The 26,865-nt window shown below is 69.7% G+C and carries 26 protein-coding genes; 8 read left to right on the top strand and 18 right to left on the bottom strand.

The features are described from left to right. The first annotated feature begins 5 nt into the window (after nt 1-5). Genes ACT3S3_RS02935 through ehuA form a run of 3 tightly spaced genes read left to right on the top strand, consistent with a single transcriptional unit; the run spans nt 6 to nt 2,715 of the window. Nucleotides 6-965, top strand: coding sequence for an ABC transporter substrate-binding protein (locus ACT3S3_RS02935; RefSeq protein ID WP_301441689.1), 960 nt, complete (start codon nt 6-8; stop codon nt 963-965). Then, nucleotides 965-1,945 (top strand): amino acid ABC transporter permease, encoded by a 981-nt coding sequence (locus ACT3S3_RS02930; RefSeq protein WP_301441690.1) that lies wholly within the window; start codon nt 965-967, stop codon nt 1,943-1,945. Before ACT3S3_RS02935 ends, ACT3S3_RS02930 begins: the two co-directional genes overlap by 1 nt. After that, nucleotides 1,942-2,715, top strand: a complete 774-nt coding sequence (ehuA, locus tag ACT3S3_RS02925; protein ID WP_301441691.1) for an ectoine/hydroxyectoine ABC transporter ATP-binding protein EhuA — start codon at nt 1,942-1,944, stop codon at nt 2,713-2,715. The genes ACT3S3_RS02930 and ehuA overlap by 4 nt, the downstream gene beginning before the upstream one ends. Nucleotides 2,716-2,741: 26 nt before the next feature. On the opposite strand, the gene ACT3S3_RS02920 is transcribed toward ehuA, so the two are convergent. Next, nucleotides 2,742-3,119: a hypothetical protein gene (locus ACT3S3_RS02920; RefSeq protein ID WP_301441692.1), complete on the bottom strand. Its 378-nt coding sequence runs from the start codon at nt 3,117-3,119 to the stop codon at nt 2,742-2,744. Between the two features lie 64 nt (nt 3,120-3,183). Here ACT3S3_RS02920 and ACT3S3_RS02915 point away from each other — a divergent pair, with 64 nt between their 5' ends. From ACT3S3_RS02915 to ACT3S3_RS02900, 4 genes are all read left to right on the top strand, one after another. Then, nucleotides 3,184-4,551, top strand: coding sequence for a DUF4921 family protein (locus ACT3S3_RS02915; RefSeq protein ID WP_301441693.1), 1,368 nt, complete (start codon nt 3,184-3,186; stop codon nt 4,549-4,551). 387 nt (nt 4,552-4,938) lie between these two features. Next, nucleotides 4,939-6,252, top strand: coding sequence for an ISL3 family transposase (locus ACT3S3_RS02910; RefSeq protein ID WP_444626191.1), 1,314 nt, complete (start codon nt 4,939-4,941; stop codon nt 6,250-6,252). A gap of 112 nt (nt 6,253-6,364) precedes the next feature. After that, nucleotides 6,365-7,147, top strand: a complete 783-nt coding sequence (locus tag ACT3S3_RS02905) for a hypothetical protein (RefSeq protein WP_301441694.1) — start codon at nt 6,365-6,367, stop codon at nt 7,145-7,147. 33 nt (nt 7,148-7,180) lie between these two features. Next, the gene (locus tag ACT3S3_RS02900; protein ID WP_301441695.1) at nt 7,181-8,413 is read left to right on the top strand and encodes an amidohydrolase; all 1,233 of its coding nucleotides are present in this window, start codon (nt 7,181-7,183) and stop codon (nt 8,411-8,413) included. A 36-nt stretch (nt 8,414-8,449) separates the two neighbouring features. On the opposite strand, the gene ACT3S3_RS02895 is transcribed toward ACT3S3_RS02900, so the two are convergent. From ACT3S3_RS02895 to hisD, 17 genes are all read right to left on the bottom strand, one after another. Further along, entirely contained in the window at nt 8,450-9,346 is an 897-nt protein-coding gene (locus ACT3S3_RS02895; RefSeq protein WP_301441696.1) for a patatin-like phospholipase family protein, read from the bottom strand. A 17-nt stretch (nt 9,347-9,363) separates the two neighbouring features. Next, nucleotides 9,364-10,779 carry a pyruvate kinase gene (gene pyk, locus ACT3S3_RS02890; RefSeq protein WP_301441697.1) on the bottom strand — a complete coding sequence of 472 codons (1,416 nt, stop codon included), beginning with the start codon at nt 10,777-10,779 and terminating at the stop codon, nt 9,364-9,366. After that, on the bottom strand, nt 10,776-11,753 hold the full coding sequence (gene lgt / locus ACT3S3_RS02885; protein ID WP_301441698.1) for a prolipoprotein diacylglyceryl transferase: 978 nt from the start codon (nt 11,751-11,753) through the stop codon (nt 10,776-10,778). The genes pyk and lgt overlap by 4 nt, the downstream gene beginning before the upstream one ends. Continuing rightward, the gene (trpA, locus tag ACT3S3_RS02880) at nt 11,750-12,523 is read right to left on the bottom strand and encodes a tryptophan synthase subunit alpha (RefSeq protein WP_301441699.1); all 774 of its coding nucleotides are present in this window, start codon (nt 12,521-12,523) and stop codon (nt 11,750-11,752) included. Before trpA ends, lgt begins: the two co-directional genes overlap by 4 nt. After that, the gene (gene trpB / locus ACT3S3_RS02875; RefSeq protein WP_301441700.1) at nt 12,523-13,860 is read right to left on the bottom strand and encodes a tryptophan synthase subunit beta; all 1,338 of its coding nucleotides are present in this window, start codon (nt 13,858-13,860) and stop codon (nt 12,523-12,525) included. Before trpB ends, trpA begins: the two co-directional genes overlap by 1 nt. Before the next feature lie 30 nt (nt 13,861-13,890). Then, on the bottom strand, nt 13,891-14,703 hold the full coding sequence (trpC, locus tag ACT3S3_RS02870) for an indole-3-glycerol phosphate synthase TrpC (protein ID WP_301441701.1): 813 nt from the start codon (nt 14,701-14,703) through the stop codon (nt 13,891-13,893). Between the two features lie 107 nt (nt 14,704-14,810). Continuing rightward, nucleotides 14,811-15,488, bottom strand: coding sequence for a TIGR02234 family membrane protein (locus ACT3S3_RS02865; RefSeq protein WP_301441702.1), 678 nt, complete (start codon nt 15,486-15,488; stop codon nt 14,811-14,813). Next, nucleotides 15,485-17,026, bottom strand: a complete 1,542-nt coding sequence (locus ACT3S3_RS02860; protein ID WP_301441703.1) for an anthranilate synthase component I — start codon at nt 17,024-17,026, stop codon at nt 15,485-15,487. Before ACT3S3_RS02860 ends, ACT3S3_RS02865 begins: the two co-directional genes overlap by 4 nt. After that, nucleotides 17,019-17,405, bottom strand: coding sequence for a phosphoribosyl-AMP cyclohydrolase (gene hisI / locus ACT3S3_RS02855; RefSeq protein WP_301441717.1), 387 nt, complete (start codon nt 17,403-17,405; stop codon nt 17,019-17,021). The genes ACT3S3_RS02860 and hisI overlap by 8 nt, the downstream gene beginning before the upstream one ends. A gap of 5 nt (nt 17,406-17,410) precedes the next feature. After that, nucleotides 17,411-18,187: an imidazole glycerol phosphate synthase subunit HisF gene (hisF, locus tag ACT3S3_RS02850; RefSeq protein WP_301441704.1), complete on the bottom strand. Its 777-nt coding sequence runs from the start codon at nt 18,185-18,187 to the stop codon at nt 17,411-17,413. Between the two features lie 7 nt (nt 18,188-18,194). Continuing rightward, nucleotides 18,195-19,229, bottom strand: a complete 1,035-nt coding sequence (locus ACT3S3_RS02845) for an inositol monophosphatase family protein (protein ID WP_441579363.1) — start codon at nt 19,227-19,229, stop codon at nt 18,195-18,197. Further along, on the bottom strand, nt 19,222-19,980 hold the full coding sequence (priA, locus tag ACT3S3_RS02840) for a bifunctional 1-(5-phosphoribosyl)-5-((5-phosphoribosylamino)methylideneamino)imidazole-4-carboxamide isomerase/phosphoribosylanthranilate isomerase PriA (protein ID WP_301441706.1): 759 nt from the start codon (nt 19,978-19,980) through the stop codon (nt 19,222-19,224). Before priA ends, ACT3S3_RS02845 begins: the two co-directional genes overlap by 8 nt. A gap of 52 nt (nt 19,981-20,032) precedes the next feature. Next, nucleotides 20,033-20,692 (bottom strand): imidazole glycerol phosphate synthase subunit HisH, encoded by a 660-nt coding sequence (gene hisH, locus ACT3S3_RS02835; RefSeq protein ID WP_301441707.1) that lies wholly within the window; start codon nt 20,690-20,692, stop codon nt 20,033-20,035. 28 nt (nt 20,693-20,720) lie between these two features. Next, nucleotides 20,721-21,974, bottom strand: a complete 1,254-nt coding sequence (locus ACT3S3_RS02830) for an MFS transporter (RefSeq protein ID WP_441579366.1) — start codon at nt 21,972-21,974, stop codon at nt 20,721-20,723. Between the two features lie 29 nt (nt 21,975-22,003). Continuing rightward, on the bottom strand, nt 22,004-22,600 hold the full coding sequence (hisB, locus tag ACT3S3_RS02825; RefSeq protein WP_441579362.1) for an imidazoleglycerol-phosphate dehydratase HisB: 597 nt from the start codon (nt 22,598-22,600) through the stop codon (nt 22,004-22,006). Next, complete coding sequence (locus ACT3S3_RS02820) at nt 22,597-23,733, bottom strand: histidinol-phosphate transaminase (RefSeq protein ID WP_301441710.1); 1,137 nt, start codon at nt 23,731-23,733, stop codon at nt 22,597-22,599. The genes hisB and ACT3S3_RS02820 overlap by 4 nt, the downstream gene beginning before the upstream one ends. Further along, nucleotides 23,734-25,053, bottom strand: a complete 1,320-nt coding sequence (gene hisD / locus ACT3S3_RS02815; RefSeq protein ID WP_301441711.1) for a histidinol dehydrogenase — start codon at nt 25,051-25,053, stop codon at nt 23,734-23,736. A gap of 92 nt (nt 25,054-25,145) precedes the next feature. Between hisD and ACT3S3_RS02810 the strand changes: the two genes are divergently transcribed. Next, on the top strand, nt 25,146-26,852 hold the full coding sequence (locus tag ACT3S3_RS02810) for a hypothetical protein (RefSeq protein ID WP_301441712.1): 1,707 nt from the start codon (nt 25,146-25,148) through the stop codon (nt 26,850-26,852). The last annotated feature ends 13 nt before the right edge of the window (nt 26,853-26,865 follow it).

Raw genomic sequence — 26,865 nt, 5'->3', positions numbered from 1 at the left:
CACCCATGACACCCCTTCCCGTTCCGCGACCGGGCTTTATCGCCCGCAGTGTCGGCTCGGTCCTGGGGGCCCTGATGCTCTCGACGTCTCTGGTGGCCTGCGTCACCAACGAGGAGTCCGGAAACCCGGAGGGCTGGGTAGACACCCTGCCCGAACCCGTCCCCGAACTCCAGGAGCTGCTCCCTCAGGAGTACCGCGACTCCGGACGCATCTCGGCCTCGACCAACCCGACATTCCCACCGAACCAGTTCAAGGACCCGTCCGGCGAGATCATCGGTTTCGAGATCGACCTCGTCCGTGCCGCCGGCGCCGTCCTCGGGCTCGACGTCGGCTTCCAGCAGCAGGACTTCAACCTGATCCTGCCGTCGATCTCCGCCGGGACGGTGGGCGTGGGCACCTCCGGGTTCTCCGACACCGAGGACCGCCGGAACTCGTACGACTTCGTGGACTTCTACACCTCGGGCATCACCTGGGCCACCACCCCGGGCAAGACCGTGGACCCGGCGGACGCCTGCGGGCTCACCGTGGCCGTGCAGAAGGGCACCTACTCCGACACCGACGACGTGCAGGTCAAGTCCGACGAGTGTGTCGCCGACGGCCGTCCGGCGATCAACAAGCTGGTGTACGAGTCCGCCAACGCCGCCGCGAACGCCACGGCCCTGGAGAAGGCGGATGCACTGAGTTCGGACTCCGCGGTGACCGACTACGCGATCCGCCTGTCGGAGGGCAAGCTCGTCCCCGCCGGCGACGCCTTCGACACCACCCCGTTCGGCTGGGCCTTCGCCAAGGAGTCGGACCTGGTGCCCGCCTTCGCCGCCGCCCTCGAGTACCTGATCACCTCGGGCCAGTACGACGACATCCTCGGCCCCTGGGGCCTCACCGACGGCGCGATCGACGCCGTCACCGTCAACACGCAGGACGTCGACCTGCCCGCCGCCGCCACCGCCGAAGAAGGAGCCTCCTGATGAGCGACCACTCCAGGGCCCAGGAACGGACCCGACCGACCGACAACGACGTCGTCCCGCTGCGCCACCCGGGACGCATCGTCGCGTCCGTCGTCCTGCTCGTCCTGCTCGCCGTGTTCCTGTGGAGCGCGGCGCACAACGACGCCTACGGGTGGGACACCTACGCGTCCTACCTCTTCGACACCCGGATCGCCGAGGCCGCGGTGCACACCATGGCGCTGACCGTGCTGGCGATGATCGTCGGCGTGGTCCTCGGTGCCGTGCTCGCCGTGCTGCGCATGTCACCGAACCCGGTGACCAGCGGCATCGCCTGGCTGTACCTGTGGATCTTCCGCGGCACCCCGGTGTACGTCCAGCTGGTGTTCTGGGGTCTGCTGTCCTCGATCTACCAGACGGTCAGCGTGGGCTTCGCCGAGATCGAACTCAGTTCGCTGCTGAGCAACATGTTCTGGCTGGCGGTCATCGGCCTGGGCCTCAACGAGTCCGCCTACATGGCCGAGATCGTGCGTGCCGGCATCCAGGCGGTGCCCGAGGGCCAGTCCGAGGCGTCCAAGGCGCTGGGTATGACCTGGTGGCAGAACATGCGTCGCACCGTGCTGCCGCAGGCGATGCGCATCATCATCCCGCCGACGGGCAATGAGCTGATCAGCCTGCTGAAGACCACCTCGCTGGTCATCGCACTGCCCTACGCCGGTGAGCTCTACGGCCGGTCGATGGACATCGCCTACGCCATGTTCGAACCGGTGCCGATGCTGCTCGTCGCCGCCACGTGGTACCTGGTGATCACCTCGATCCTCATGGTCGGACAACACTACCTGGAGCGCTACTACTCCCGGGGTTCCTCCCGTGCGCTGACGAGCCGCCAGCTCGCCGCGCTGACCGACGCGGAGGGCCTGCCCCCGCTGAACATCACGGTCGAGGACCCGGGCAGCGAACGAAACAACAGGAACAGCCGAGACAACAAGGAGAACGGCCGATGAGCACCGACACCCCGATGATCGCCGTGAAGGACGTCTGGAAGCGCTACGGTCGCCTCGACGTCCTCAAGGGCATCGACCTGGAGGTCCCCACCGGCGGCGTGACCTGCCTGATCGGGCCGTCCGGCTCCGGCAAGTCCACGCTGCTGCGCTGCGTGAACCACCTGGAGAGCATCGACGCCGGACGCATCGAGGTCAACGGCGACCTCATCGGCTACCAGGAGCGCAACGGTCGGCTGCACCAGATCTCCGAGCGCGAGGCGTCGCGTCAGCGCGCCGACATCGGCATGGTCTTCCAGCAGTTCAACCTGTTCACCCACCGCACGGTGCTCGCCAACATCATCGAGGCACCGGTGAAGGTGAAGGGCGTGCCGAAGGCGGAGGCCGAGGCCACCGCCCGGGAGCTGCTCGAGATGGTCGGGCTGTCCGACAAGGCCGAGGCGTGGCCGGTGCAGCTCTCCGGCGGTCAGCAGCAGCGGGTCGCCATCGCCCGCGCACTGGCGATGAAGCCGAAGCTGATGCTCTTCGACGAGCCGACGTCCGCCCTGGACCCCGAGCTCGTCGGTGAGGTGCTCAACGTGATGCGCCGTCTCGCCGACGACGGCATGACGATGCTCGTCGTCACCCACGAGATGGGCTTCGCGCGCGAGGTCGCCGACCACGTGGCGTTCATGGACGGCGGACGCATCGTGGAGCACGGTGTGGCGCGCCAGGTCATCACCGACCCCCAGGAGGAGCGCACCCGCTCCTTCCTGTCCAGCATCCTGGACTGACCCCCTCCGCGCGTCCCCGACCTGTTTCAGGGACGGATGTCGACGTGCCAGGGCACACGGGGGGTGCCCGGGTCGTCCAGCACCTGCTGGAAGAGCTGTTCGGCGGGCTGCTTGTCGCGGCTGACCAGCACCTCGGACAGGCGGGCGGTCAGCGCGCTGATGCTGCCCTCACAGCGGGTGACGTCCAGGGTCACCGTCGCCGGTTCGGGGGTGGTGTCGGCGGCGTCGGCGAAACCGTAGTCCTGCCACACCTCCTCGAGGCTGGCGTCTCCCCCGGTGCCGGTGGCCACCTGCAGGTCGGCGGTCAGCGACTCGGAGTTGAGGTCGACCAGGTGCCGGATGTCGTCGACGATGCTGTCGCGCTGATCGGCGGTGGAAAGGATCTTGAACACGATCTGAGGCATGGGCACCAGTAAAGCACTGACTCGCTCCCACTGCCAGGGTCTGACCGACTACTGTTGGGTAACTGTGATCGGCCACTCCCCCATCTCCCCCGCACCGGTACCTCCGTTGACCACGTTGCCCGACGGCACCATCAAACAGGTCAACCCGTTCTCCGGGACCGAGGTCTGGACCGTGCCCAGCCGCGGCCACCGTCCCGTCCGGGAACGTCCCGAGGAGATCGTCGAGGTCAACGACGCCAACCGGGACACGCAGACGGACTTCGGCATCGCCAACCTGCTGCGCACCACCCCGGAGAAGGCCCGCATGGTCATCGACGACAACGGTGACCCCCGGATCCTGCGCGGCCTCACGGTCTCGCAGCTGGAGGCGACGGACCCGCTGTTTCGGCGGGTGGCGAACCTCTACGAGATCCTCACCTACGACTACTGGCTGGTGAACTACGGCCACCGGATGGACGCCACGGCCGCCCGGCACATGGCGGAGTACCTCGCCGAGCCGGAGGGACGCGCCCACGTCGAGCAGCTGCTGCGCATCCGCCTGGCCGCGGCGGGACGTCCCGCGTCCGAGATCGACGCCCTGTTCACCGAGGAGCGGGCGGTGCAGAGCGTCAACGAGCTCGGCGGGCCGTTGTTCGGCGGCGGACACGACATCATCCTCGCCCGCGACCACTACGTCCCCGGGGCCACCCGCAGCGACCAGCTCCTCAGCTCCGGTGAGATGAGCTGGTCGGACCACCGGCTCTACATCGCCTTCACCGTGGACGCGATGGACCGGCTGTACCGCGCCAACCCGTACGTGCGCTACGTCGCGGCGTTCCAGAACTGGCTGGAGCCCGCCGGTGCCTCGATCGAGCACCTGCACAAGCAGCTGGTGGCCATCGACGAGCACGGGCTGCAGAACGAGACGGAGATCGCCCAGGTGCGGGCGAACCCGAACATGTACAACCAGTGGGCGGTGGACTACGCCGGGCACCACAACCTCATCGTCGCCGAGAACGACCATGCCGTCGCCTTCGCCGGTTTCGGGCACCGCTGGCCGACCCTGGAGGTGTTCTCCCGCTCGGGGACCACCGAGCCGTGGCTCATCAGTGTCGAGGAGCGCGACGCGGTGGCCGACCTCGTCCACGCCTGCCATGTGGCGGCCGGGCCTCACATGCCCTCGAACGAGGAGTGGCTGCACCGGCCGTTGGACGTGGACGTGCCGATGCCGTGGCGGATCATGATCAAGTGGCGTGATTCGACGATGGCCGGGTTCGAGGGCGGGACGAAGATCTTCATCAACACCCTGAGCCCCGCCGACCTGAAGGCACAGGTGCTCGAGAAGCTGACCGTCGCCCGCGACGAGGGGCGTCTGGCCCCGGGGATCCGGCTGGGTGGGGAGATCGAGTTCCAGCGCAACTCGCTGCGCTACAACCCGGCGGTGCAGGGCTAGCCGCAGGTCCCGGCGCAGCCCTGACCATCTCCGGAAGTATGACCTGCGCCTGAGCGCAGGCTTTCCACGTACCCCTACCCCCGGCGGTATGGCCGGACACGGGACACTGATAGACGCCTCTGCAACGTCTACCGGGCCGGGGGCTTGTCCCCAGCCGGAACCGTTGACAACACCGGTGACCCCGCCTACGGTCCGCGGTCAGGGCTGCGCCCATGTGGAGCCTCACACCTCTCCAACCGACGACAACCCACATAAAGGGGCTCTTCGCGATACGGAGTGCGTAGCTGACGGTGGGGCAGCTACGGTGTGTCACAACATGAAGAGGCCCTGGCCGGTACAAGATGAGAGTTGCGAAGCCATCATCTGAACCGAACCAGGACCCTAGAAGTGCACACTACTGGCAACCTCGTCGCTGACACCATCTGCCGCACCGCTGAAATCGGATTGACCATCACCGATGCCGCCGATGCCGGCCTGTTCACCGCCATCGACGCCGCCCCGGTGGCCGTCGACGATCAGTGCCCTGGCTGTAAACATCCGGGTGTGCTGCGAGATCACGTCACCCGGCAGCTGGTGGACCTGCCTGTAGTCGGCTTCCCGACGAGGCTTCACGTCCGTGTCCCGCGGTTCACCTGCGCCAACGATGCCTGCGGTCGGAAGATCTTCCAGGCCTCGCTGGCGTGTGCTGACGACGGGGCGAAACTGACCCGGCGGGTGACTCGCTGGATTCTGCAACGCCTGGCCATCGATCGCATGAGTGTCTCGGCGACAGCGAAAGCCCTAGGTGTCGGGTGGCCGCTGGTCAACAAGATCGCGGTTCAGGCATGCCGCAACCTTGTCTACGACTCCGGCGATCACCTCGCTGACGTGCGGATACTAGGGGTCGACGAGCACGTGTGGAAACACACCCGCCGTCCCGGCGATCCCTCCTCGATGGTCACGGTGCTGGTGGATCTGACCCCACTGGTCGATGGGCGCGGGCCAGCGCGGTTGATCGACATGCGGCCCGGGCGCAGCGCCGAGGTTCTACGAAGCTGGTTGCAGCAACGCAGCGAAGCGTTCCGCGAGTCGGTTCAGGTGGTGACGATGGACGGCTTCGCCGGCTACGCCACCGCCGTGGACCACGCCCTGCCCGCGGCGACGAAGGTGATGGACCCATTTCATGTGGTGCACCTGGCCGCCGAGAAGCTCACCGGGTGTCGGCAACGCCTGCAACGAGAAACGACCGGGCGGCGTGGACGCAAGGATGACCCGCTGTACAAGCACCGTCGTAGCCTGATGACCAGGACGAACTATCTGACCGAGCGGCAGAAACAACGGCTGAATCTGCTGTGGGCCACTGACGACGATTACGTCGCTTTGCAGGTCACCTGGGCGTTCTACCAGGACGTCATCGCCGCGTACGGCCACCCGGACAAGTCACGGGGCAAGAAGTTGATGTCCAGGGTGATCGACGCTCTGCGTCAGGGTCTACCCGCGGGGCTGGAGGAGCTGGCACAGCTCGGCAGGACCCTGTGGCGCCGACGGCACGACATCCTGGCGTACTTCGATGTGGGAGCGTCGAACGGCCCCGTCGAGGCCATCAACGGACGGCTGGAGCATCTGCGCGGCATCGCCCTGGGATTCAGAAACCTCGACCACTACATCTTGCGGTCGTTGATCCACTCCGGGCAGCTCCGCGACCGGATCAACGCACTGTGAATCGCGAAGAGCCCATAAAGGGAACATGAGACACCTCTCCCCCTCACGTCCTGGATCACCTCACTCCTCCGCCGGTGCGGCTGGCCGCCGAATGCCGGTCAGGACGTCCCCCGTGCGACGCCACCTGCGTTGTCTCGTGCCTGTCACGGCCGTCGCCGTGCTCGCAGGCGCCTGCAGCGCCGAGGCGCCGGGAGAGACGGGCGAGACGGATGCCACCTTCACCCCGGTCTCCGGGGACGTCGTCGTCGACCCCGGTGAACACCCGAAGGTGAACCTCCCGGTCGTGGCCCCTGCCTCGGACCCGGTCTGGTCACACCTCAGCGAATTCCAGTTGGTCAATGACGTGCCCGACGGCGGCGTCTCGGTCTACGACGGCGACTCGATCGAGGTCGAGCGTGACACCGAGGAGGACGGCACGGCCGCAGGGTCGGTGACCGCCCAGCTCAACGGCGACCGGGACCGCACCGAGCTGTCCCAGGTCCGCCTGGTGACCGACCAGGACGGCACCCTGCAGGACCGCAGCGTCGGCGACTATACGCTGAGCCGGGCCGAACAGGCCCCGGACGCCCCGACCCTCACCCCGACCCGCGACTACCCTGCCGAGCTGGCCGGGTGCGGGGACGTGGAGTTCAGCGTGGAGGAAAGCGTGGAGATCAGCGACGTCGTCACCGAGGCACCCGGGCTCGGAATCACCGACGTGCGCGTCGACTCCGAGGGCTCCGACGGCGAGAACGGCACCACCGTGTCCTTCTCCCTCGACTGCGCCGAGGACTTCGACCGCTACGTGTTCAGCCCCCGGGTGCTCGTCGACGGGGAGACCTCCCACGAGGTGGCACTTCCCCCGATCCAGCTCGACACCGTCACCGCGGAGGACCGGATCCGGGACCACCTCTGAGACCGGTGTACCGGCGTCACTACACTCGGGGCCATGAGCACACCTGATATCGCGGAGTTCATCGGCAACCACGGCGTGGACCTCTCCTGGTCCGACGGTTTCTACACGTGGATGCACGAGAACCCGGAGCTCAGCGAGCACGAGGAGCAGACCGCCGCACACGTCCTCGAGCGCCTCAGCGCCCTCGGCGCAGAGGTGACCACCGGTATCGGCGGCCACGGCATCACCGCCGTGTGGCGTAACGGGGACGGCCCGACGGTGCTCTACCGCGCCGACTTCGACGCCCTGCCGGTCACCGAGGACACCGGGGCGTCCTACGCCTCGAAGAACCCCGGCGTGATGCACGCCTGCGGACACGACGTGCACACCACCGCCCTGATGGGCCTGTGCGAGATCATGGACGCCCGGCAGGACGCCTGGTCGGGCACCTTCATCGCCCTGTTCCAGCCTGCCGAGGAGGTCACCCGCGGTGCCACGTCGATGATCGAGGACGGACTGGCCGAGCGCATCCCCGCCCCGGACGTCTGCCTCGGCCAGCACGTGATGCCCGGCCCGGTGGGCACGGTGTTCTCCTCGGCCGGCCCGGTGATGGCCGCCTGCGACACCATCACGGTGACGTTGCACGGGGTGTCCTCGCACGCGTCCGCACCGCACAACTCCATCGACCCGACGTTCCTCGCCGCGATGATCGTGGTGCGCCTGCAGGGCATCGTGGGCCGCGAGGTCGCCGCGGACGACTTCGCCGTGGTGTCCGTCGGCACACTCACCGCCGGCCACACGAACAACACCATCCCCGACACGGCCACGCTGGTGCTGAACTGCCGCTTCTACGACACCGGCGTGCGTGACCGCACCTACGCCGCGATCGAGCGGGTCATCCAGGCCGAGTGCGCGGCCTCGGGCACGCCGAAGCCGGCGGACGTCGTCTACTCCGCGCGCGGCGAGCTGACCGACAACGACGCCGGCGTGCACGAGCGGGTACGCCCCGTGCTCGACGAGGTCTTCGGCGAGCGTTCGCAGGACGCCGCCCGCTGGACGGCGTCGGAGGACTTCTCCGAGATCCCCCGCCACTTCGGCGTGCCCTACGAGTTCCTGCTCACCGGTTGCACCGACCAGGACGTGTGGGACGCTGCGGTCGCCGCGGACCGGGTCGCGCAGGACGTCCCGGGCAACCACTCGCCGCAGTTCCTGCCGGCGCCGGGCACCGTGGACATCGCCACACAGGCGGCGACGGCGGCGGTGCTGGCCTACCTCTGGCGCGGCTGACACGCCACCGGACGGGTAAGGCTGGCTAAGGCTGGCTCAGGCGGAGCCGACGGCCTCGCGGCCGAGGAACTCGTTCATGCCGTCCCAGTCACGCAGCGCCTGCTCGGTGCCGCGCGCCAGGGAGTCACGCAGGACGTCGACCTTGCGCTCCGTGGAGCTCACCGGGGAGGCGTCCTCCGGGAAGTACAGGAACGCCCGGCCGGCACGCTCCAGGGCGTAGAGCCGCTGCATCGTGGCGTTGTAGCGGATGTGCCGGGTGAGCAGTGCCTCGGCGACCGCCGGGTAGCGTGCCAGCAGCGTGCGCCACACCTTCGAGCGTCCCATCGGTGGCTTCACGTAGCCACGCGGGTGGGTGAGCACCGCGAAGAAGCGGTCGTAGCCGTCGGCCAGGGCCGCGTCCAGGGGGATCCCGCCGGACGGTCCCAGGGCACCGTCGACGTAGGGCACCCCGTCGATGCGTGGCACCGGCATCGCGAACGGGATCGTGGAGGACGCCCGGACGCGGTCCATCAGTTCCTGGCCGGAGCCGATGTCCTCGCGTCCCCAGTAGACCGGGTCACCGTTGTCGGCGCGGGTGGCGCAGATCCGGAACTCGGTGTCCCCCTCCAACGCGAGGCGGGCGTCGTAGGGCCGCGGAAGATCAAGGGTGTGGGCCTGACCGTAGATGAACTCGGCGTTGAAGAAGCCCTTGCCACGCAGCAGCCAGGTCCAGCCACCGAACTGTGGTTCGGTGGCGAAGTCCACGAAGCTGCGGCGCAGGCGGTCCTGCTCCCCGCTGAGGTAGCTGACCAGGTGCGTCGCTCCGGCCGAGACCCCTCCGACCCAGCCGAAGCGCACGTCGTGGTCCATGAGGACATCCACCGCACCGGCGCTGTAGGAGGCACGCATGCCTCCACCCTCCAGCAGCAGTGCCGTGTCGCGTGCGTCGATCATCCTGGTGGGGCCTCCTTCTACGCGGTGTCCTCGCCGAGCAGGTGGACGTGGATCATGTTGGTGTTACCCTCGGTTCCGGGGGGCGAACCGGCCACGATGACCACGGCGTCCTCCCGGGTGTAACCCGCCTTGCCCAGCAGGATGGAGTCCACCTCCTTCATGATCTCGTCGGTGGTGGAGACCTCGTTGGTCAGGTACGACTCCGCACCCCAGGTCAGGGCCAGCTGGTTGCGCACCTCCTGGTACGGGGTGAACACCAGCAGCGGCAGGTCGGAACGCAGCCGGGCCACGCGACGGGCGGTGTCGCCGGAGGCGGTGAAGGCCACGAGCGCGCGGGCGTTGAGCCGCTCGCCGATGTCCTTCGCCGCGAAGCTGATCACGCCACGCTTGGTGCGCGGCACGTGGGACAGCGGCGGCACCTCGCCGTCGATCTCGGCGGCGGTGACGATGCGCGACATGGTCTTGACCGTGTCCACCGGGTACTTGCCCACGGAGGTCTCACCGGAGAGCATGACCGCGTCGGCACCGTCGAGCACGGCGTTGGCGACGTCGGACGCCTCGGCGCGGGTCGGGCGGGAGTTCTCGATCATCGAGTCCAGCATCTGGGTGGCGACGATCACGGGCTTGGCGTTCTCCCGGGCGATCTGCACCGCCCGCTTCTGCACCAGCGGCACCTCCTCCAGCGGAACCTCGACACCCAGGTCACCACGGGCGACCATGATGGCGTCGAAGGCGAGGATGATCGGCTCGAGCGCGTCGACCGCCTCGGGCTTCTCCAGCTTGGCGATGACCGGCACGCGACGGCCGACCTCGTCCATGATCTCGTGGACCAGCTCGACGTCCGCCGGGGAACGCACGAACGACAGCGCGATGACGTCCGCACCCATGGTCAGGGCGAAACGCAGGTCGGCGATGTCCTTCTCCGACAGGGCCGGCACGGAGATGTTCATGCCGGGCAGGGACACGCCCTTGTTGTTGGAGACGGGACCGCCCTCGACGACCTCGCAGACCACGTCGTTACCGTCGATGGCCTTGCAGACGAGGCCGACCTTGCCGTCGTCGACGAGCAGGCGGTCGCCGGGGCGTGCGTCCCGGGCGAGCTGCTTGTAGGTGGTGGAGACCCGGTCGTGGGTGCCGGACACGTCGTCGACGGTGATCCGCACCTCCTCACCGGTCTCCCAGTAGGTCTTCTCCTCAGCGAACCGGCCGAGGCGGATCTTGGGTCCCTGCAGGTCAGCGAGAACGCCGACGGAGCTACCGCTCTCCTCGGCGGCCTGCCGGACCCACTCATAGTTCTGCTGGTGGTCCGCGTGCTCACCGTGGGAGAAGTTCAGGCGGGCGACGTTCATCCCCGCCCCAACGAGCTCACGGATCTTGTCGGCGGAGGCCACTGCCGGGCCCAGGGTGCATACGATCTTGGTGCGTCTACTCACCTGTCCGAGGATAACCCTGTGCCCCCGCCACCGCTACCACCGGATGCCTCAGGAGCTTCTGCATCGGGTTCGGTATCCCCTTCACCGTCCCCCTCCTGGTCCTCAGGCGGCGGTCCTGCCACGTACTCCGGCTCTTCGCGGGTGCGTGAGCGGGTGAGGATGAACAATGTCAGGGCGGCGAGGAAGACCACTGCGGAGACCACGCTGTTGATGCGCACGTCGCCGAAGACCGTCGTCGCCGCGTCGGTGCGGAGCAACTCGATGAAGAAACGCCCGAAGGTGTACCCGGCCACGTAGAGCATGAAGACCCGTCCGCCACCCAGGCGGAACCGGCGGTCGGCCCACACGAGCAGGACGACCACCAGCAGGCTCCACACCATCTCGTAGAGGAACGTGGGCTGCACGGTCGCCAGCACGGTGCCGTCGGAGACCCCGTCCATCTGGTCGATGTTGCCGTCGGCGTCGACCCGCCGGTAGATCTCGAGTGCCCAGGGGGCGTCCGACTCCCCGCCGTAGAGCTCCTGGTTGAACCAGTTGCCGAGGCGTCCGATGGCCTGGGCGAGCAGGATCGGTGGGGCCACGGCGTCGGCGAAGGGGGCCAGCGGCACCTTCTTGTACGCCAGCACCGCCCACACGGCCAGGCCGCCGAGGACCACGGCACCCCAGATCCCCAGGCCACCGTTGGTGATCTTGAAGGCGTCGACCCAGTCGCGCCCCTCCCCGAAGTACAGGTGGTGGTCGGTGATCACGTGGTAGATCCGGCCACCGATGATGCCGGCGGGCACGGCGGCGATCGCGCAGTCGATCACGGTCTCCGGGTAGCCGCCGCGCGCCACGTAGCGCCGCACGGTCCAGAACACCGCCACGACGATGCCGGTGAGGATGCACAGCGCGTAGGCGCGCAGGGCGACCGGACCCAGGTGCCACACGCCCTGCGGCGGCGAGGGAATCGTGGCGAGGATCTGCGTACTCACCGACGGACCCCCTCGTACAGGTCCTTGGCCAGGGTTTCCAGTGCGTCCACACCGGAGGACGCCGCGGAGATCAGCGCGGAACCGACGATGACGCCGTCGGCGTAGTCGGCGATAGCGGCGGCGTGGTCGCCGTTCTTCACGCCCAGCCCGACGGCGACCGGCAGGTCCGTGGCCGCGCGGGTACGCGCGACGAGGTCGCGGGCGTCCGAGGAGACGTCCTCCTGCGCACCGGTGACGCCCATGTGCGACTGGGCGTAGATGAACCCGCCGCCGGCGTTGACCGTGAGGTCCAGGCGTTCGGCGGTGGTGGACGGCGCGACCAGGTAGACGTTGTCCAGACCGTTGGCCCGGCAGGCGTCGTTCCAGCGGGCGGACTCCTCCGGCAGCAGGTCCGGGATGATCGACCCGAGGCCACCGGCCTCGGCCAGCTCCTCGGCGAACTTCTCCGGGCCGTACTGCAGGATCGGGTTCCAGTAGCTCATGATGACCGCGCTACCGCCGGCGGCGGTGATCGCACGGACCACGGTGAAGGTGTCGCGGACGCGGAAACCGGCCTCCAGGGCGGTCGTCGCGGCCTCCTGGATCGTCGGGCCGTCCATCATCGGGTCGGTGAAGGGCACGCCCACCTCGATGAGGTCGGCGTGGCGGGCCAGCGCGGTCGCCAGCTCCACGGAGTCGTCCAGCGTGGGGTAGCCGGCCGGCAGGTAGCCGACGAAGGCGGCGTGGCCGTCGGCCCGGGCGGAGGTGAAGACCTCGGACAGTGTGCTCATCAGTTGTTCTCCTCGTCCGTGTGTGCCTCGCCCTGCTCCGGGTGCATGCCGAACCACGTTGCGGCGGTGTCGACGTCCTTGTCGCCACGTCCGGAGACGTTGACGATGAACACCGGCCGTGCCCCGTCGGACGTCGTCCTCTCCCCCGCGGTGTACTCGGCGCCGACCTTCACCGCCAGCGCGACGGCGTGGGCGGACTCGATGGCGGGGATGATGCCCTCGGTGCGGGTCAGCAGCCGGAAGGCCTCCATCGCCTCGGTGTCGGTGACCGGAAGGTACTCCGCCCGGCCCTGCTTGGCCAGGAAGGAGTGCTCCGGGCCCACGCCCGGGTAGTCCAGACCGGCGGAGATCGAGTGCGACTCGGTGATCTGGCCGTCCTCGTTCTGCATCAGCGCGGCGAAGGACCCCTGGAAGACGCCCTCGGAGCCCACGGTGATCGGCGCGGCGTGGCGTCCGGTCTCCACCCCGTCGCCACCGGCCTCGCCGCCGATGAGGGCCACACCCTCGTCGTCGATGAAGGGGTGGAACAGCCCGATGGCGTTCGAGCCGCCGCCGACGCAGGCCATGACCGCGTCCGGCAGACGACCGGACGCGGCGAGGATCTGCGCGCGCGCCTCGACACCGATGATGCGCTGCAGGTCCCGGACCATCTCCGGGAAGGGGTGCGGGCCGGCCGCGGTGCCGAAGCAGTAGTAGGTGTCGTCGGCGTTCGCGACCCAGTAACGCATGGCCTCGTTGATGGCGTCCTTCAACGTCGCCGAACCCACGGTCACCTCGATGACCTCCGCGCCGAGCAGACGCATGCGGGCGATGTTGAGGGCCTGGCGGCGCGCGTCGACCTCACCCATGTAGATCCGGCACTCCAGACCCAGCAGGGCGCACGCCGTCGCCGTAGCGACACCGTGTTGGCCGGCGCCGGTCTCGGCGATGACGTTGGCCTTGCCCATGCGCTTGGCCAGCAGGACCTGGCCGAGCACGTTGTTGATCTTGTGCGAGCCGGTGTGGTTGAGGTCCTCACGCTTGAACCACACGTCGGCACCGACGGCCTCGGAGAACCGTGCGCCGAAGTAGAGCGGCGACGGCCGGCCGGTGTAGTTGCGGTGCAGCTCGTCGAGCTCGTCGAGGAAGTCCTGGTCCGCCCGGGCCTTCGCCCAGGAGTCCTGGATCTCCTCGATGACGGCCATCAGGGCCTCGGGGATGTAGCGCCCCCCGTAGTTGCCCCAGTGACCGTTGTCGTCCGCGTCGTGCGCGGTCGGCACGGCGAGGACCTCCCCCGCCGTCGGCAGGCCGAGCGTGTTCTTGAAGTCACTTCTGTCGTTCCCGGATGGTGTACTCACACCCAGGAACTGTACATTACGCCGCGGACGTCACTTCGGCTCCGGGCGGAACGCGGGGTGCTGCCCGGCGGCGACCAGCGCGCGGCAGGCCTGCCCCGGGTTCGCCGCGGTGACGAGCCCCTCGCCCACCAGGATCGCGTTCGCCCCGGCGTTGGCGTAGGACTGCAGGTCGGAGGTGTTGCGAACCCCGGACTCCGCGACCTTGACCACGCTGTCCGGCAGCCGCGGCACGATCCGGGAAAACACGCCCGGGTCGACCTCGAGGGTCTTGAGGTTGCGGGCGTTGACACCGATGACGGACGCCCCGGCGGCGACGGCCCGGTCGGCCTCCTCCTCCGAGTGGACCTCCACCAGCGCGGTCATCCCGAGGGACTCGGTGCGGTCCAGCAGGGCGGTCAGCCGGTCCTGGTCCAGGGCTGCGACGATGAGCAGGACGACGTCCGCACCGTGGGCCCGGGCCTCGTGGATCTGGTACGGGTTGACGGTGAAGTCCTTGCGCAGCAGCGGCACGTCGACGGACGCACGGACCTTGTCGAAGTCGGCCAGCGAACCGCGGAAGCGCCGCTCCTCGGTGAGGCAGCTGATCACGCTGGCCCCGTTGGACGCGTAGGCCTTGGCGAGGATCTCGGGCTCGGGGATGTCGGCGAGGTGCCCCTTGGACGGGCTCGCACGCTTGACCTCGGCGATCACGCTCACCTCGGGGCCGGCCAGGGCGGCGCGGGCGTCCAACGCCGGGGGCATGTCCAGGGACATGGCCTTGATCTCGGCGAACGGGACCGCGGACTCGCGCCGCGCGGTGTCCTCGAGCACGCCGGCGATAATGTCGTCGAGTACGGTTGCCATCGTTCCTCCCGGGAGGTCAGGTGTCTGCGGTCAGGTGTCTGGTGCAGCTGAATGGACCAATGCTAACGCCACACCCCGGCGGGGACGACATCGGGGTGACGCGAAACTCACACCGGGCGGGCGTCGTCGCCTGAGTCACGGTCCTGCGTGTCACGGTCGGTGGGGTCCACGCCGGCGTCGAGGGCGTCCCACAGGACACGTCCGGAGTCGGGGTTGTCCTCCAGGTCCTTCTCCACGCCCTCGCGGCGGGCCTCGGGGGTCTCGTACTTGCTGTGGCCGGACCGCGCGGCACCCGGCTTCATCGCCAGCAGCACACCGCCGACCACGCCGAGTGCCGCCGAGACCAGGAAGAGCACCACGGGCCAGGTGTGCACCTGGCCGTCGAGCACCACGGCCCATTCGGAGATCTGCACGGGGTCGGACTCGCGCTGCGTACCCGCGCCACTGACCAGCAGCGCCTGCGCGCGTTCCAGGTCCGGGTCGCCGGAGAGCAGGTTCACCGCGGCGAAGCCGGCGGCGGCGGCCAGCAGTGCGGAGATGCCGCCGAGGATCCGTCGGGCCAGGGGCTGCAGCGCCATGGACAGGATCACTGCGGCGAGCATCGCCAGGGCCAGCGGGGTGCCGGCGGCGTCCCACACCGAGCCGATGATGTTCTTGACGGACTCGCCGCTCTTGTCGTCCTCGACCGTGACGGTCAGCCAGGTCATCTGGCCGGCACCCCACAGCCCGGCGGCACCGAGCACGGTCAGCAGCAGGGCCAGGCCGCGTCCTCCGAGGCGCTTCACCGTGCCACGTCCTGCATGGTCTCGGCGGCGGCGACGGCGCGCAGCACCGCCAGGGCCTTGTTCCGGGTCTCCTCGTCCTCGGCGTCGGGGTCGGAGTCGGCGACGATGCCGCCGCCGGCCTGCACGTAGACGGTGCCGTCCTTGTAGAGGCCGGTGCGGATGGCGATGGCCTGGTCGGCGTTGCCGGAGAAGTCGAAGTATCCCACGGTCCCACCGTAGACACCTCGTCGTGTGTCCTCCAGTTGGTCGATGATGCCCAGGGCAGAGGGCTTCGGTGCGCCGGACAGCGTGCCGGCCGGGAAGGTCGCGACGAAGGCGTCGAGGGCGGTCTTGCCCTCGGCGAGCCGTCCGCTGACCCCGGAGACCAGGTGCATGATCGCGCTGTAGCGCTCCACGTGGCGGAAGTCGTGGACCTCCACGGTGCCCGGGGTGCACACCCGGCCCACGTCGTTGCGGCCGAGGTCCACGAGCATCAGGTGCTCGGAGTTCTCCTTCTCGTCGTTGACGAGTTCTTTCTCCAGCAGCTCGTCCTGCTCGTAGCTGGCGCCGCGCGGCCGGGACCCGGCGATCGGGAAGGTGGTCACCCGGCCGTCGGAGACCTGCACCAGCGACTCCGGCGAGGAGCCGATGATCTGGAAGGCGGTCTCGGTGAAGGAGTCGTCCGGCACGTTGAGCAGGAACATGTAGGGGCTGGGGTTGGATACCCGCAGCATGCGGTAGACGTCCACGCCCGGCACGTCGGTGTCGAGTTCGAAGCGCTGCGACAGGACGATCTGGAAGGCGTCGCCGGCGCGGATGTGCTCCTTGCACGTCTCGATGCGGGCCTTGTGGTCGTCGAGGGCGCGCTGCCGGCGCGGCTGCGGTGCCGGTGTGCTGAACGTCGCCGAGGGCAGGTGTTCGCCGGACGCCAGGCGCCGCGCCATCTCGTCGACGCGCGCGACGGCGTCGTCGTAGGCCGCGTCGACGCGGTCATCGGAACCGTCCCAGTTCACCGCGTTGGCGATGAGCCAGATGGTGCCCTCGTGGTGGTCCATGACCGCCAGGGTGTCGGCGAGCAGCTGCACCATGTCGGGAACCTGCAGGTCGTCGGTGCAGGTGTCGGGGATGTCCTCGATGTAGCGGATCACGTCGTGACCCATGTAACCCACCAGGCCGGAGGTCAGGGTGGGCAGTCCGGGCACCGGGTCGGTGTGCAGCAGCTCCAGACTCTCCCGGATCACCGCCAGCGGGTCGGAGCCCTCCGGCACACCTGCCGGCGGGGTGCCGATCCAGTGCACGTCGCCGTCCTTGGCGGTCAGCGCGCAGCGCGCGCCGGTGCCGATGAAGGAGTGGCGTGACCAGGACTGCCCCGGTGCCGCGGACTCCAGCAGGAAGGTGCCGGGACGTCCGCCGGCGAGCTTGGTGTAGGCGCTCATCGCGCTCTCGCCGTCGGCGAGGACCTTGCGCGCGACCGGGACGACCCGGTTGCGCGCGGCCAGGCGGCGGAAGGTCGCCCGGTCGGTGATCGTGTAGGGGTCGGCGGTGTCGTACTCAGTCATCTGCAGGTCTTTCAGTTTGGAGCAGCCGGTCGGCGTCGAAGCAGGTGTGGTCCCCGGTGTGGCAGGCGCCGCCGGTCTGGTCGACGGTCAGCAGGACGGTGTCGCCGTCGCAGTCGAGGCGCACGTCGTGGACGTACTGGGTGTGTCCGGAGGTCTCCCCCTTCACCCAGTACTCCCCGCGGGAGCGCGACCAGTAGGTCGCCTTGCGGGTGGCGAGGGTGTGCGCCAGCGCGTGGTCGTCCATCCAGGCGAGCATCAGGACGTCGCCGGTTCCGTGCTCCTGCACGACCGCGGCGACCAGTCCGGACGCGTCGCGCTTGAGCCGTGCGGCCACGTCTGCGTCGAGCCCGACGGCCCGGACGTCCTCGTTGCTGGTCAGCGCGCTCACCGGCGCACCTCGATCCCCTGCTCCGCCATGGCGTCCTTGACCTCGCCGATGGCGATGTCGCCGAAGTGGAATACGGACGCGGCGAGCACGGCGTCGGCACCCGCCTGCACGGCGGGCGGGAAGTCCTCGACGCGTCCTGCCCCGCCGGAGGCGATGACCGGGATGGTCACCGCGGCGCGCACCCGGGCGAGCAGGTCGAGGTCGAAGCCGTCGCGGGTGCCGTCGGCGTCCATGGAGTTCAGCAGGATCTCCCCGACACCGAGCTCCTGGCCGCGCACGGCCCACTCCACCGCGTCGATGCCGGCGGAACGCGAGCCGCCGTGGGTGGTGACCTCGAATCCGCTGGGCTGGGGGTCCCCGTCGGCGGGCACGCGGCGCGCGTCGACGGACAGCACGATGCACTGGGCGCCGAAACGGGCGGAGAGCTCACTGAGCAGTTCGGGACGACTGATCGCCGAGGTGTTCACCGACACCTTGTCCGCGCCGGCGCGCAGCAGCTGGTTGACGTCCTCCTCCGAGCGCACCCCGCCACCGACGGTGAGCGGGATGAACACCTGGTCGGCGGTGCGGCGGACCACGTCGAGCATGGTGCCACGGCCGTCCTTCGAGGCGGACACGTCGAGGAAGGTCAGTTCGTCTGCGCCCTCGGCGTCGTAGCGTGCGGCGAGTTCCACGGGGTCGCCGGCGTCGCGCAGGTTCAGGAAGTTGACCCCCTTGACCACGCGGCCGTCGTCGACGTCCAGACACGGGATGACCCGTACAGCGACACTCATCGGATGCTCACCTTATTCCTCCCCGGTCCATGATCTCCTGGGCGTTGCGTGCGGCGGTGCCGATCGGCACCGAACGGATGTGGTCGAGCAGGATGGAGTGCACCTCCGGCTCGCCGGCCACCAGGCCGGAAACACCGGGGCGCCACGGGTCACCGTTGAAGTCGGTGACCACCCCACCCGCCTCGCGGACGAGCAGCAGGCCGGCGGCGTTGTCCCACAGGTTGGGGCTGAACGTCACCGTGCCGCCGAAGATGCCGGCGGCGGTGAACGCCAGGTCGATGCCGCACGAGCCGGTGACGCGCATGCGCGGATACGTCCGGCCGATGGCGTTGAGCATGTCCTGACGGTACGAGATCGGCAGGTTGCCGCGGCGCTGCGACAGGATCGAGCCGAAGCTGATCTGCGTGATGCCCGGGTTCGACGGCAGCATCGGACGCGCGGGGTGCCCGTCGACGTAGAGCCCGTGGCCCTTGCGCGCGGTGATGCGCTGGCCGAGCAGCGGCATCTCGGTGACCGCGACCACGGCCTCACCCTTGTGCACGAGGGCGACGAGGATGCAGCAGAACGGGTTGCCCACCGCGTAGTTGGCGGTGCCGTCGATCGGGTCGACGACCCAGCAGGTCTCGGGCAGCTCGTCGAGGCCGGGGTTCTTGTCCGCGTCGGCGCGGCTGAGCGACTCGCCGCGTTCCGGGGACGCGGGGCTGTCTTTCCTGTCGCTCCTGTCGCGGCGCGGCCCGTCGAGGTCGTCGGCCATGCCGTCGTTCGGGTTGACCTCCACCGGTTCGCCGGGGAGCACGACCCCGTACTCCTCGCCGTGCACGGGCAGACCCGTGTAGCTGGTCAGCAGGTGACGCAGCTGGCGTTCCACGCTGAGGTCGGCCTCGGTGGCGAAGTCGCCCGGGCTCTTCATCACCGAGGGCTCGGCGCCGACGGCGGCGGAGAACGTCGCCTCCGCCTCGTCGACCGCGGCCTCGGCGATGGCCAGCAGCGCGCGGGTGTCGATCTCGTCGGTCTGGACCGTCTCGTCGCTGCCGTCACTCACCGGGCACCGCCTGGGCCTCTTCCCTGGTGACCGCGAGGGCCTCCTCGAGGGTGAACTTGTTGGCGTACAGGGCCTTGCCCACGATGGCGGAGTCCACGCCCTCGTCCGCCACGCCGGCCAGGGCGCGGATGTCGTCGAGGCTGGAGATTCCGCCGGAGGCGACGACCGGGGCGGAGGTGGCGGCGGCCACGTCGCGCAGCAGGTCGATGTTCGGGCCGTTGAGCATCCCGTCACGCGAGACGTCGGTGACCACGAACCGCGAGCAGCCCTGGGAGTCCAGGCGTTCCAGGACCTCCCACAGGTCGCCGCCGTCGGAGACCCAGCCGCGCCCGCGCAGCCGCCACTCGCCGTCGACCTGGCGGGTGTCCAGGCCGATGGCGACCCGGTCACCGTGCTCGGCGATGATCTTCTCGCACCACTCCGGGTTCTCCAGGGCGGCGGTGCCGATGTTGACCCGGCGGCAGCCGGTCGACAGGGCACGCTCCAGGGAGGCGTCGTCGCGGATACCGCCGGAGAGCTCCACCTTCACGTCGAGCCGTCCGATGACCTCGTTGAGCAGGTCGAAGTTGCTCCCCTTGCCGAAGGCGGCGTCCAGGTCCACGAGGTGGACCCACTCGGCACCGGCGTTCTGCCAGGCCAGGGCCGCGTCCAGCGGTGCACCGTAGCTGGTCTCGGAGCCGGCGGCCCCCTGGACGAGGCGTACGGCCTGTCCATCGGCGACGTCGACGGCGGGGAGCAGGGTGAGGGTCATGAGAAGTATCCTATCGCGTGGTTCAGGGTGCTGGTGGTGGTCTGACTGGACGTCACAGGGTGGCGAGCCAGTTGCGCAGCAACCGGGCTCCGGCCTCCCCGGACTTCTCCGGGTGGAACTGGGTGGCCCACAGCGGGCCGTTCTCGACGGCGGCGACGAACCTGCAGTCCTCGTGGGTGGACCAGGTCACCGACGGTGCCACGGTGTGCCCGTCGGTCTCCAGTTCCCAGGAGCGCGCACCGTAGGAGTGCACGAAGTAGTAGCGTTCGTCGGCGGCGGCGCCGGCGAACATCCGAGAGTCGGCGGGGGCGTCGACGGTGTTCCAGCCCATGTGCGGCAGGACGGACGCCTCCAGACGGCTCACCGTGCCCGGCCACTCGCCGCAGCCCTCGGCCCCGCTGCCGTCCAGCCCGCCGCCCTCGACCCCGCGGTCGAACAGGACCTGCATGCCCACGCAGATGCCCAGGACGGGACGTCCCCCGGCGAGCCGCTCCCCGATCATCCGGGGACCGTGCACGGCGCGCAGCCCGGTCATGCACGCCGAGTAGTTGCCGACGCCCGGCACGAGCAGACCGTCGGCGGCGAGGACGGTGTCCGGGTCCGCGGTGACCGTGACCTGCGCGCCGGCGTGCTCCAGCGCCCGCTGCGCCGAGCGCAGGTTGCCGGAACCGTAGTCCAGGAGCGCGACCGTGGGAGCTGCTTTTTCCACCATGTGCAGAGATCCTACAAGGCCGCGGGTCTCAGGATCCGCCCCGGGTACGCAAGCTACGCAGGCGTGTGCGGACGTTCTGGTGCTCGGTGACGCGGGAGCGTCCCAACACACGGTCGCCGGCCAGCGTGGCGGTGCCGACACCGACCAGTCCGGCGCCGACGAGGAAGGCCCCGCCGTAGCCGGTGGAGGTCGCCGTGACACCCAGCACCGTGGACCCGGCACCCGTGCCAGAGTCGAAGCCGATGTTCCACATCGCCGAGGCCTCGGACACCCGCTCCTTGGGCATGCGAGAGAACATCATCAGCAGGGTCTCGGACTGGATCGCACCGAAGCCGAGGCCGAACACCGCCGCGGCACCCAGGGCGCCGGCGATGAGCGCCGCCCCGACCGGGGCGGTGTGGATCAGCGTGGACATCGCCAGCATGCCGCCGACGCAGAACAGTGAGGCGGCCACGACCAGTCGTCCCGGCTCGCCCATGCGGTCGGCCCACCAGCCGGAGATGGTGCGGCCCAGGATCTGGCCGGCGCCGATCACGGCCAGCGTGACGCCGGCCAGGGTGGCGGCCGCCGAGGCGTCGATCCCGCCCACGGCGGGGGCGGTGAAGGTGGAGAAGGCGCCGAAGCCCATCGCCCCGGTGCACAGTCCCACGATCGGCACCAGCACGAGCTTCCACAGCGGGGCGCGCACGGTGGCCGGCGCATCAGACGCATCAGACGCCGAGGACGCATCGGACGCCGCAGCGTCCTTCCGCACGCTCGCCGCGCGCAGCGACGGGATGCCGAGTGCACCGGCACCGCCGACCACCCCGCACGCCACGGCGACGAGGAAGACCACGTCGCCGGCGGCGGTGTAGAGCGGCAGGCCGACGGTGAATCCGATGATCTCGCCGACGCCGATCGAGGCGCCGAAGAAGGCGTTCGCCCGGCCGAGCTGCTGCGCCGGCACGAGTTCGGCGAGCAGCGCCGACTGCGCCACGGTGACCGCGCCGAAGCCCACGCCGCGCACCGCGGAGACCGCGAGCACCAGCCAGGACCCGGCGTCGATGAGGTAGAGCGCCGACGGAACGCCCAGCAGCACCGCACCGCAGAACATCACCGGGACGTAGCCCCACCGGCGCAGCAGGCGCGGCACGAAGACCTGGGTGATCACCGTCGCCGCCATGAAGATGCCGGTGGACAGGCCCGCCAGCGAGTCGCCGTATCCGGCGTCGAGCATGGCCACCGGGATGACCGGCAGCAGCATCGACCAGCCGAGGAAGGCGCAGAACACGCTCAGCAGCATCAGGGGCACGCCCCTGACCTTCAGAACGCTCACAGCGTGCCCTTGGTGGACGGCACCCCCGTCACCCGCGGGTCCGGCTCGACCGCCGCGCGCAGCGCCCGGGCGACCGCCTTGTACTCCGCCTCGGTGATGTGGTGCGGGTCGCGGCCGTAGAGGCAGCGCACGTGCAGGGCGATGCGGGCGTTGAAGGCCAGCGTCTCGAAGAAGTGCTCGTTGATCACGGTGGCGTAGTGCCCGCCGATCACGGTGGTCAGCATGGTCTCCGGTTCACCGGTGCCCACGAAGTAGGGGCGCCCGGAGACGTCCACCACCGCGTGCGCGAGGGTCTCGTCCATGGGGATGTGGGAGTCGGCGAAGCGGCGGATGCCCTTCTTGTCGCCGAGGGCCTCGTTGATCGCCTGGCCGAGCACGATGGCGGTGTCCTCGACGGTGTGGTGGGCGTCGACCTCGGTGTCGCCGTCGGCGTGCACGGTCAGGTCGAAGCACCCGTGGGAGCCGAAGGCGGTGAGCATGTGGTCGAAGAAGGGCAGGCCGGTGGCGATGTCGGTCGTCCCGGTCCCGTCGAGGTTGATCTCGACGGTGATCGAGGACTCCTTCGTGGTGCGTTCGATGCGGCTGGTTCTCACGTGAAATCTCCGATGATCGTTGCGGCGGCGGCGAGGAAGGCGTCGTTCTCCTGCGGGAGCCCGACCGTCATCCTCAGGTGGCCGGGGACCCCGACGTCGCGGATCAGCACGTCGCGGTCGAGGAAGCGCTGCCAGACGTCGTGGGCCGAGGAACTGGTGCCGGAGCCGGTACCGGGCAGCGTGAAGAAGATGAAGTTGGACTCGCTGGGCACCACACCGTAACCCAGTTCCACGAGTGCGGCGACGACCCGGTCGCGTTCGCCACGCAGGGCGTCGACGGTGGCCAGGGTCTCGTCGCTGTGGCGCAGGGCGACGGTCGCCGCCGCCTGCGACAGCGTGGAGAGGTGGTACGGCAGGCGCACCAGCATCACCGCCTCGATGAAGGCGGGGTCGGCGACGAAGTAGCCCAGGCGTCCGCCGGCGAAGTCGAAGGCCTTCGACATGGTGCGCGACACCACCAGGCTGGACGGGTACTCGGCGATCAGCGCGGTGGCGCTGGGTTCGGCGGAGAACTCCGCGTAGGCCTCGTCGACGATGACGATGCCGGGCGCGGCGTCCAGGATGCGGCGCAGGTCGGCCACGCTGGTGACCCCGCCGGTGGGGTTGTTCGGCGTGGTGACGAAGACGATGTCGGGACGGTTCTCCTCGATGGTGCGCACCGCGGCGTCGACGTCGATGCCGAAGTCCACCGCGCTGCGCGGCAGCTCGAGGAACTCGGTCTGCGTGCCGGCGGCGAGGATCGGGTGCATCGAGTAGCTCGGGGTGAACCCGAGCACGCTGCGCCCGGGTCCGCCGAAGGCCTGCAGCAGTTGCTGGAGGATCTCGTTGGACCCGTTGGCGGCCCACACGTTGTCCACCCCGACCGTGACGCCGGTCTGCCGGGTCACGTAGGACGCCAGCTCCCGGCGCAGCTCCACGCTGTCGCGTTCCGGGTAGCGGTTGAGGGTGGACGCCAGGCGGCGGACCTCGGCGACGAGGTCCTCGACGAGGCCCTCGCTGGGCGGGTACGGGTTCTCGTTGGTGTTGAGCTGGTTGGTCACGCTGAGCTGCGGGGCACCGTAGGCGGACTTGCCCTGCAGTTCAGGCCGCAGCGGCAGGTCGGACAGGGTGATCGGGGCGGCGTTGTCAGTCATCTAACGTTCCTCGCTCTCGAACCTCGCACGCACGGCCTCACCGTGGGCGGGCAGCTGCTCGGCGTCGGCCAGGGCGGTCACCGTGTCGGCGACCTCCTTGAGCGCGCCACGGTCGTAGCTGATCACGTCGACGTGCTTGAGGAAGGTGTGGGTCGACAGGCCCGAGGAGTGCCGGGCGGTGCCGGAGGTGGGCAGCACGTGGTTGGACCCGGCGGCGTAGTCGCCGAGCGGCACCGGCGCGTAGTGGCCCACGAACACGGCCCCGGCGTTGGTGATCCGGGCGGCCACGGCCGCGGAGTCGGAGGTCTGGACCTCCAGGTGCTCGGCCGCGTAGGCGTCGGCCACACGGACGGACTCGTCGAGGCTGTCGGTGAGGATGATGCCGGACTGCTCGCCGGTCAGCGCCTCGGCGACCCGGTCGGCGTTGAGGGTGACCTGGTAGCGGGCCTCGATCTCGCGGTCCACGGCGTCGGCCAGTTCCACGGAGTCGGTGATCAGCACGGAGGCTGCCATCACGTCGTGCTCGGCCTGGCTGATGAGGTCGTAGGCCACGGCGACGGGGTCGGCGGTGGAGTCGGCAAGAACGGCGATCTCGGTGGGTCCGGCCTCGGAGTCGATGCCGACCACCGAGCGGCACAGCCGCTTGGCGGCGGTGACGAAGATGTTGCCGGGCCCGGTGATCATGTCGACCGGCTCGAGATCCGGATCGGTTGCATCACCGTAGGCCATCAGGGCGACTGCCTGGCCACCGCCGACGGCCCACACCTCGTCCACACCGAGCAGCGCACAGGCGGCGAGCACGGTGGGGTGCGGCCAGCCGCCGAAGTCGGCCTGCGGCGGTGAGGACACCACGAGGCTGCCGACGCCGGCCTCCTGGGCTGGCACGACGTTCATGATCACCGAGGACGGGTACACGGCGTTGCCGCCGGGCACGTAGAGCCCGACGCGGTTGACCGGGATCCAGCGTTCGGAGACCACGCCGCCGGGGGCGACCTCGACCGAGGCGTCCTGCGGCTTCTGGGCGCCGTGGAAGGCGCGCACGCGCCGGACGGCCTCTCGCAGGGCGTCGGTGACCTTCGGGTCGAGGTCGCGCAGGGCGGCGGCGATGACGTCCTCCGGCACGCGCACCGACGGCGGTCGGACGTGGTCGAAGGTCTCCCCGTACTCCAGGGCGGCCTCGGCTCCGCGGTCGCGGACTGCCTCGACCACCGGTGTCACCGCGGGGAGAACATGGTCGATGTCGGTGCCGCCGCGCGGCAGGATTCGACGGAGTTCGGCGGTGGAGGGGGTCTGGCCCCTCAGGTCCAGGCGCGAGAGCATGGCGTGGGATCGTCTCCAGGGTCGGTGAACGGGTAACGTGTTGTGATTCTAGCCCGTTACCGCACCGAGGAAAGGACGGAGGGTCACCGCCGGTGTCCTCACACCCGCTACCGCTCGTCGACCTGCTGCAGGCGTCCGTCGCCGCCACGTCCGCCGGCGACCACGCCACCAGCTGGCGTCTCACGAGCCAGTTCGGCACCCGCCACTGGCTCGCCGATCCTGCGACAGACCTGCCGCAGGACGCCCCGGCGCACCTGCGCACCGAGTTCCACGTCCTGCGCGCCGCCGTCGCCGACCGCCTGGAGCTGCACGAGGAGTCCGCCGAGGCGGTCATGCAGTGGCGGCGCCTGGCCCGCGAGACCGGTGACGACGCCTCCTCCGTCCTCGCCGACTCCGCGTTGTGCCTGGTGGCGATGGTCGTGGAGTCCGACGGGGTGGACCTGGCCGACCTGCCGCCGGCCGCCCGCCTGCTCGACGACCTGCACGCCTCGATCCTCGCCTTTCGTCCCGACGCCGACGGACCCACCCTCGGGGAGGACGCCTCGATCACCGGGGCCACCCTGCCGCGCCACCAGGCCACGTGCCTGTCGTTGGCCGCGATGGGTGGGCTGACCTGCGCGACGTCGCTGGCGACGCCGGAGACCGCGCCACTGCGCCCGGTGTTCCGCGAACTCGCCGACCGTTTCACCGTCAACGGCGCCTCGGCCGGCGACCGCGAGCTCACCCGCGCCCAGCAGCTGCACGCCGAAGGCGAGGTGGAGGCCGCCGTCGCCGTGGCCACCACGATGCTGGCGTCCGACTCGCCCACCACCCGCTACGAGGCCCACGACCTGCTCGGCTACTTCGCCCTCACCGAGGACGACAACGACACGGTCCTGGAGCACTGGCGCCAGTGCGCCGAGATCGCCCTGGAGCTCGGCGCGCCCCTGGAGGGCATGCACCGGGCGGAGCAGGCCTGCCAGCTGCTCAACGCCGACGGCGACTACGCCGCCGCCCACGACCTGGCCGTGCGCGTCGACGAGGCTGCCGCCGGGGCACCGGTCTCCCCCGCCGTGCTGAACCTGCGTGCCGTGCGCGCCCGCGCCGCGATCGGCGTGGGCAACCTGGAGGAGGGACTCGCCCTGGCCGTGGCGACGGCCGACTGGTCGATGTTCTCCCCCGACACCGAACGCACCCTGGCCTGTCTCACCATGGCGTGCGTTGCCGCCTCGACCTCGGGGCAGCACGTGGTGACCGCGAACCTGCTGGAGCGCAGCTGCACGCTCTACCGCGAACTCGACCGCCCGTTGGCCGCGGCGCAGGCGCTGCGTACCGCCGCCCGCGAGCACCTCAACGTCGGTGACACCTCACGCGCCGTGGAGATGATGGAACGCTCCCGCCGGATACTGGAGGGCTCCGACGGGCTCGCCGACGACCCGATGTTCTCCTGGCACCTGGGTGACTGGAACGAGGACATGTCGGCGATCTGGGAGGACGCCGGCCGCGAGGACCTCGCCCTGGAGTACGCCACGCGTGCCGCCCGGTCCTTCACCGACGCCCGGGACCACAGCAGTGCGGCGATGAACTGGGTCGCCGCGGCGTCGCTGCACCTGGAACTCGGCCAGAACTCCTCCTGCGACGTGGCCCTGGACCGCGCCCACGGAGAGCTCCTGATGGTGCCGGAGGAGACCGGCGTCGAGGACGACGGGTTCGGGGAGGCTGACCCGGACGATGACCCGCAATATGACCTGCAGGATGCCGGCGACGAGGGGTCCGTCTGGCAGGCCTACCGCCAGCTACGGCAGCTGCGCGAGAGCTGACGTCAGCTGACCT

The sequence above is a fragment of the Corynebacterium sp. AOP40-4SA-5 genome, from assembly GCF_052377355.1.
Classification (GTDB): domain Bacteria; phylum Actinomycetota; class Actinomycetes; order Mycobacteriales; family Mycobacteriaceae; genus Corynebacterium.
The sequence above is the reverse complement of the archived record's forward strand: the minus strand, read 5'-3'. Positions and strand labels throughout refer to the sequence as shown.

Coding starts and splice junctions, on each gene's coding strand:
- ACT3S3_RS02820 (WP_301441710.1), bottom strand. CDS start 23,733: ATGACTGACAACGCCGCCCCGATCACCCTGTCCGACCTGCCGCTGCGG.
- trpA (WP_301441699.1), bottom strand. CDS start 12,523: ATGAGCACACTGTCCGAGGTCTTCACCTCCGCCCGGGCCGACGGCCAC.
- ehuA (WP_301441691.1), top strand. CDS start 1,942: ATGAGCACCGACACCCCGATGATCGCCGTGAAGGACGTCTGGAAGCGC.
- trpC (WP_301441701.1), bottom strand. CDS start 14,703: ATGGCAACCGTACTCGACGACATTATCGCCGGCGTGCTCGAGGACACC.
- ACT3S3_RS02935 (WP_301441689.1), top strand. CDS start 6: ATGACACCCCTTCCCGTTCCGCGACCGGGCTTTATCGCCCGCAGTGTC.
- hisD (WP_301441711.1), bottom strand. CDS start 25,053: ATGCTCTCGCGCCTGGACCTGAGGGGCCAGACCCCCTCCACCGCCGAA.
- hisF (WP_301441704.1), bottom strand. CDS start 18,187: ATGAGTGTCGCTGTACGGGTCATCCCGTGTCTGGACGTCGACGACGGC.
- priA (WP_301441706.1), bottom strand. CDS start 19,980: ATGACCCTCACCCTGCTCCCCGCCGTCGACGTCGCCGATGGACAGGCC.
- ACT3S3_RS02930 (WP_301441690.1), top strand. CDS start 965: ATGAGCGACCACTCCAGGGCCCAGGAACGGACCCGACCGACCGACAAC.
- ACT3S3_RS02895 (WP_301441696.1), bottom strand. CDS start 9,346: ATGATCGACGCACGCGACACGGCACTGCTGCTGGAGGGTGGAGGCATG.
- ACT3S3_RS02900 (WP_301441695.1), top strand. CDS start 7,181: ATGAGCACACCTGATATCGCGGAGTTCATCGGCAACCACGGCGTGGAC.
- hisH (WP_301441707.1), bottom strand. CDS start 20,692: ATGGTGGAAAAAGCAGCTCCCACGGTCGCGCTCCTGGACTACGGTTCC.
- ACT3S3_RS02860 (WP_301441703.1), bottom strand. CDS start 17,026: ATGACTGAGTACGACACCGCCGACCCCTACACGATCACCGACCGGGCG.
- ACT3S3_RS02920 (WP_301441692.1), bottom strand. CDS start 3,119: ATGCCTCAGATCGTGTTCAAGATCCTTTCCACCGCCGATCAGCGCGAC.
- ACT3S3_RS02830 (WP_441579366.1), bottom strand. CDS start 21,974: ATGCTGCTGAGCGTGTTCTGCGCCTTCCTCGGCTGGTCGATGCTGCTG.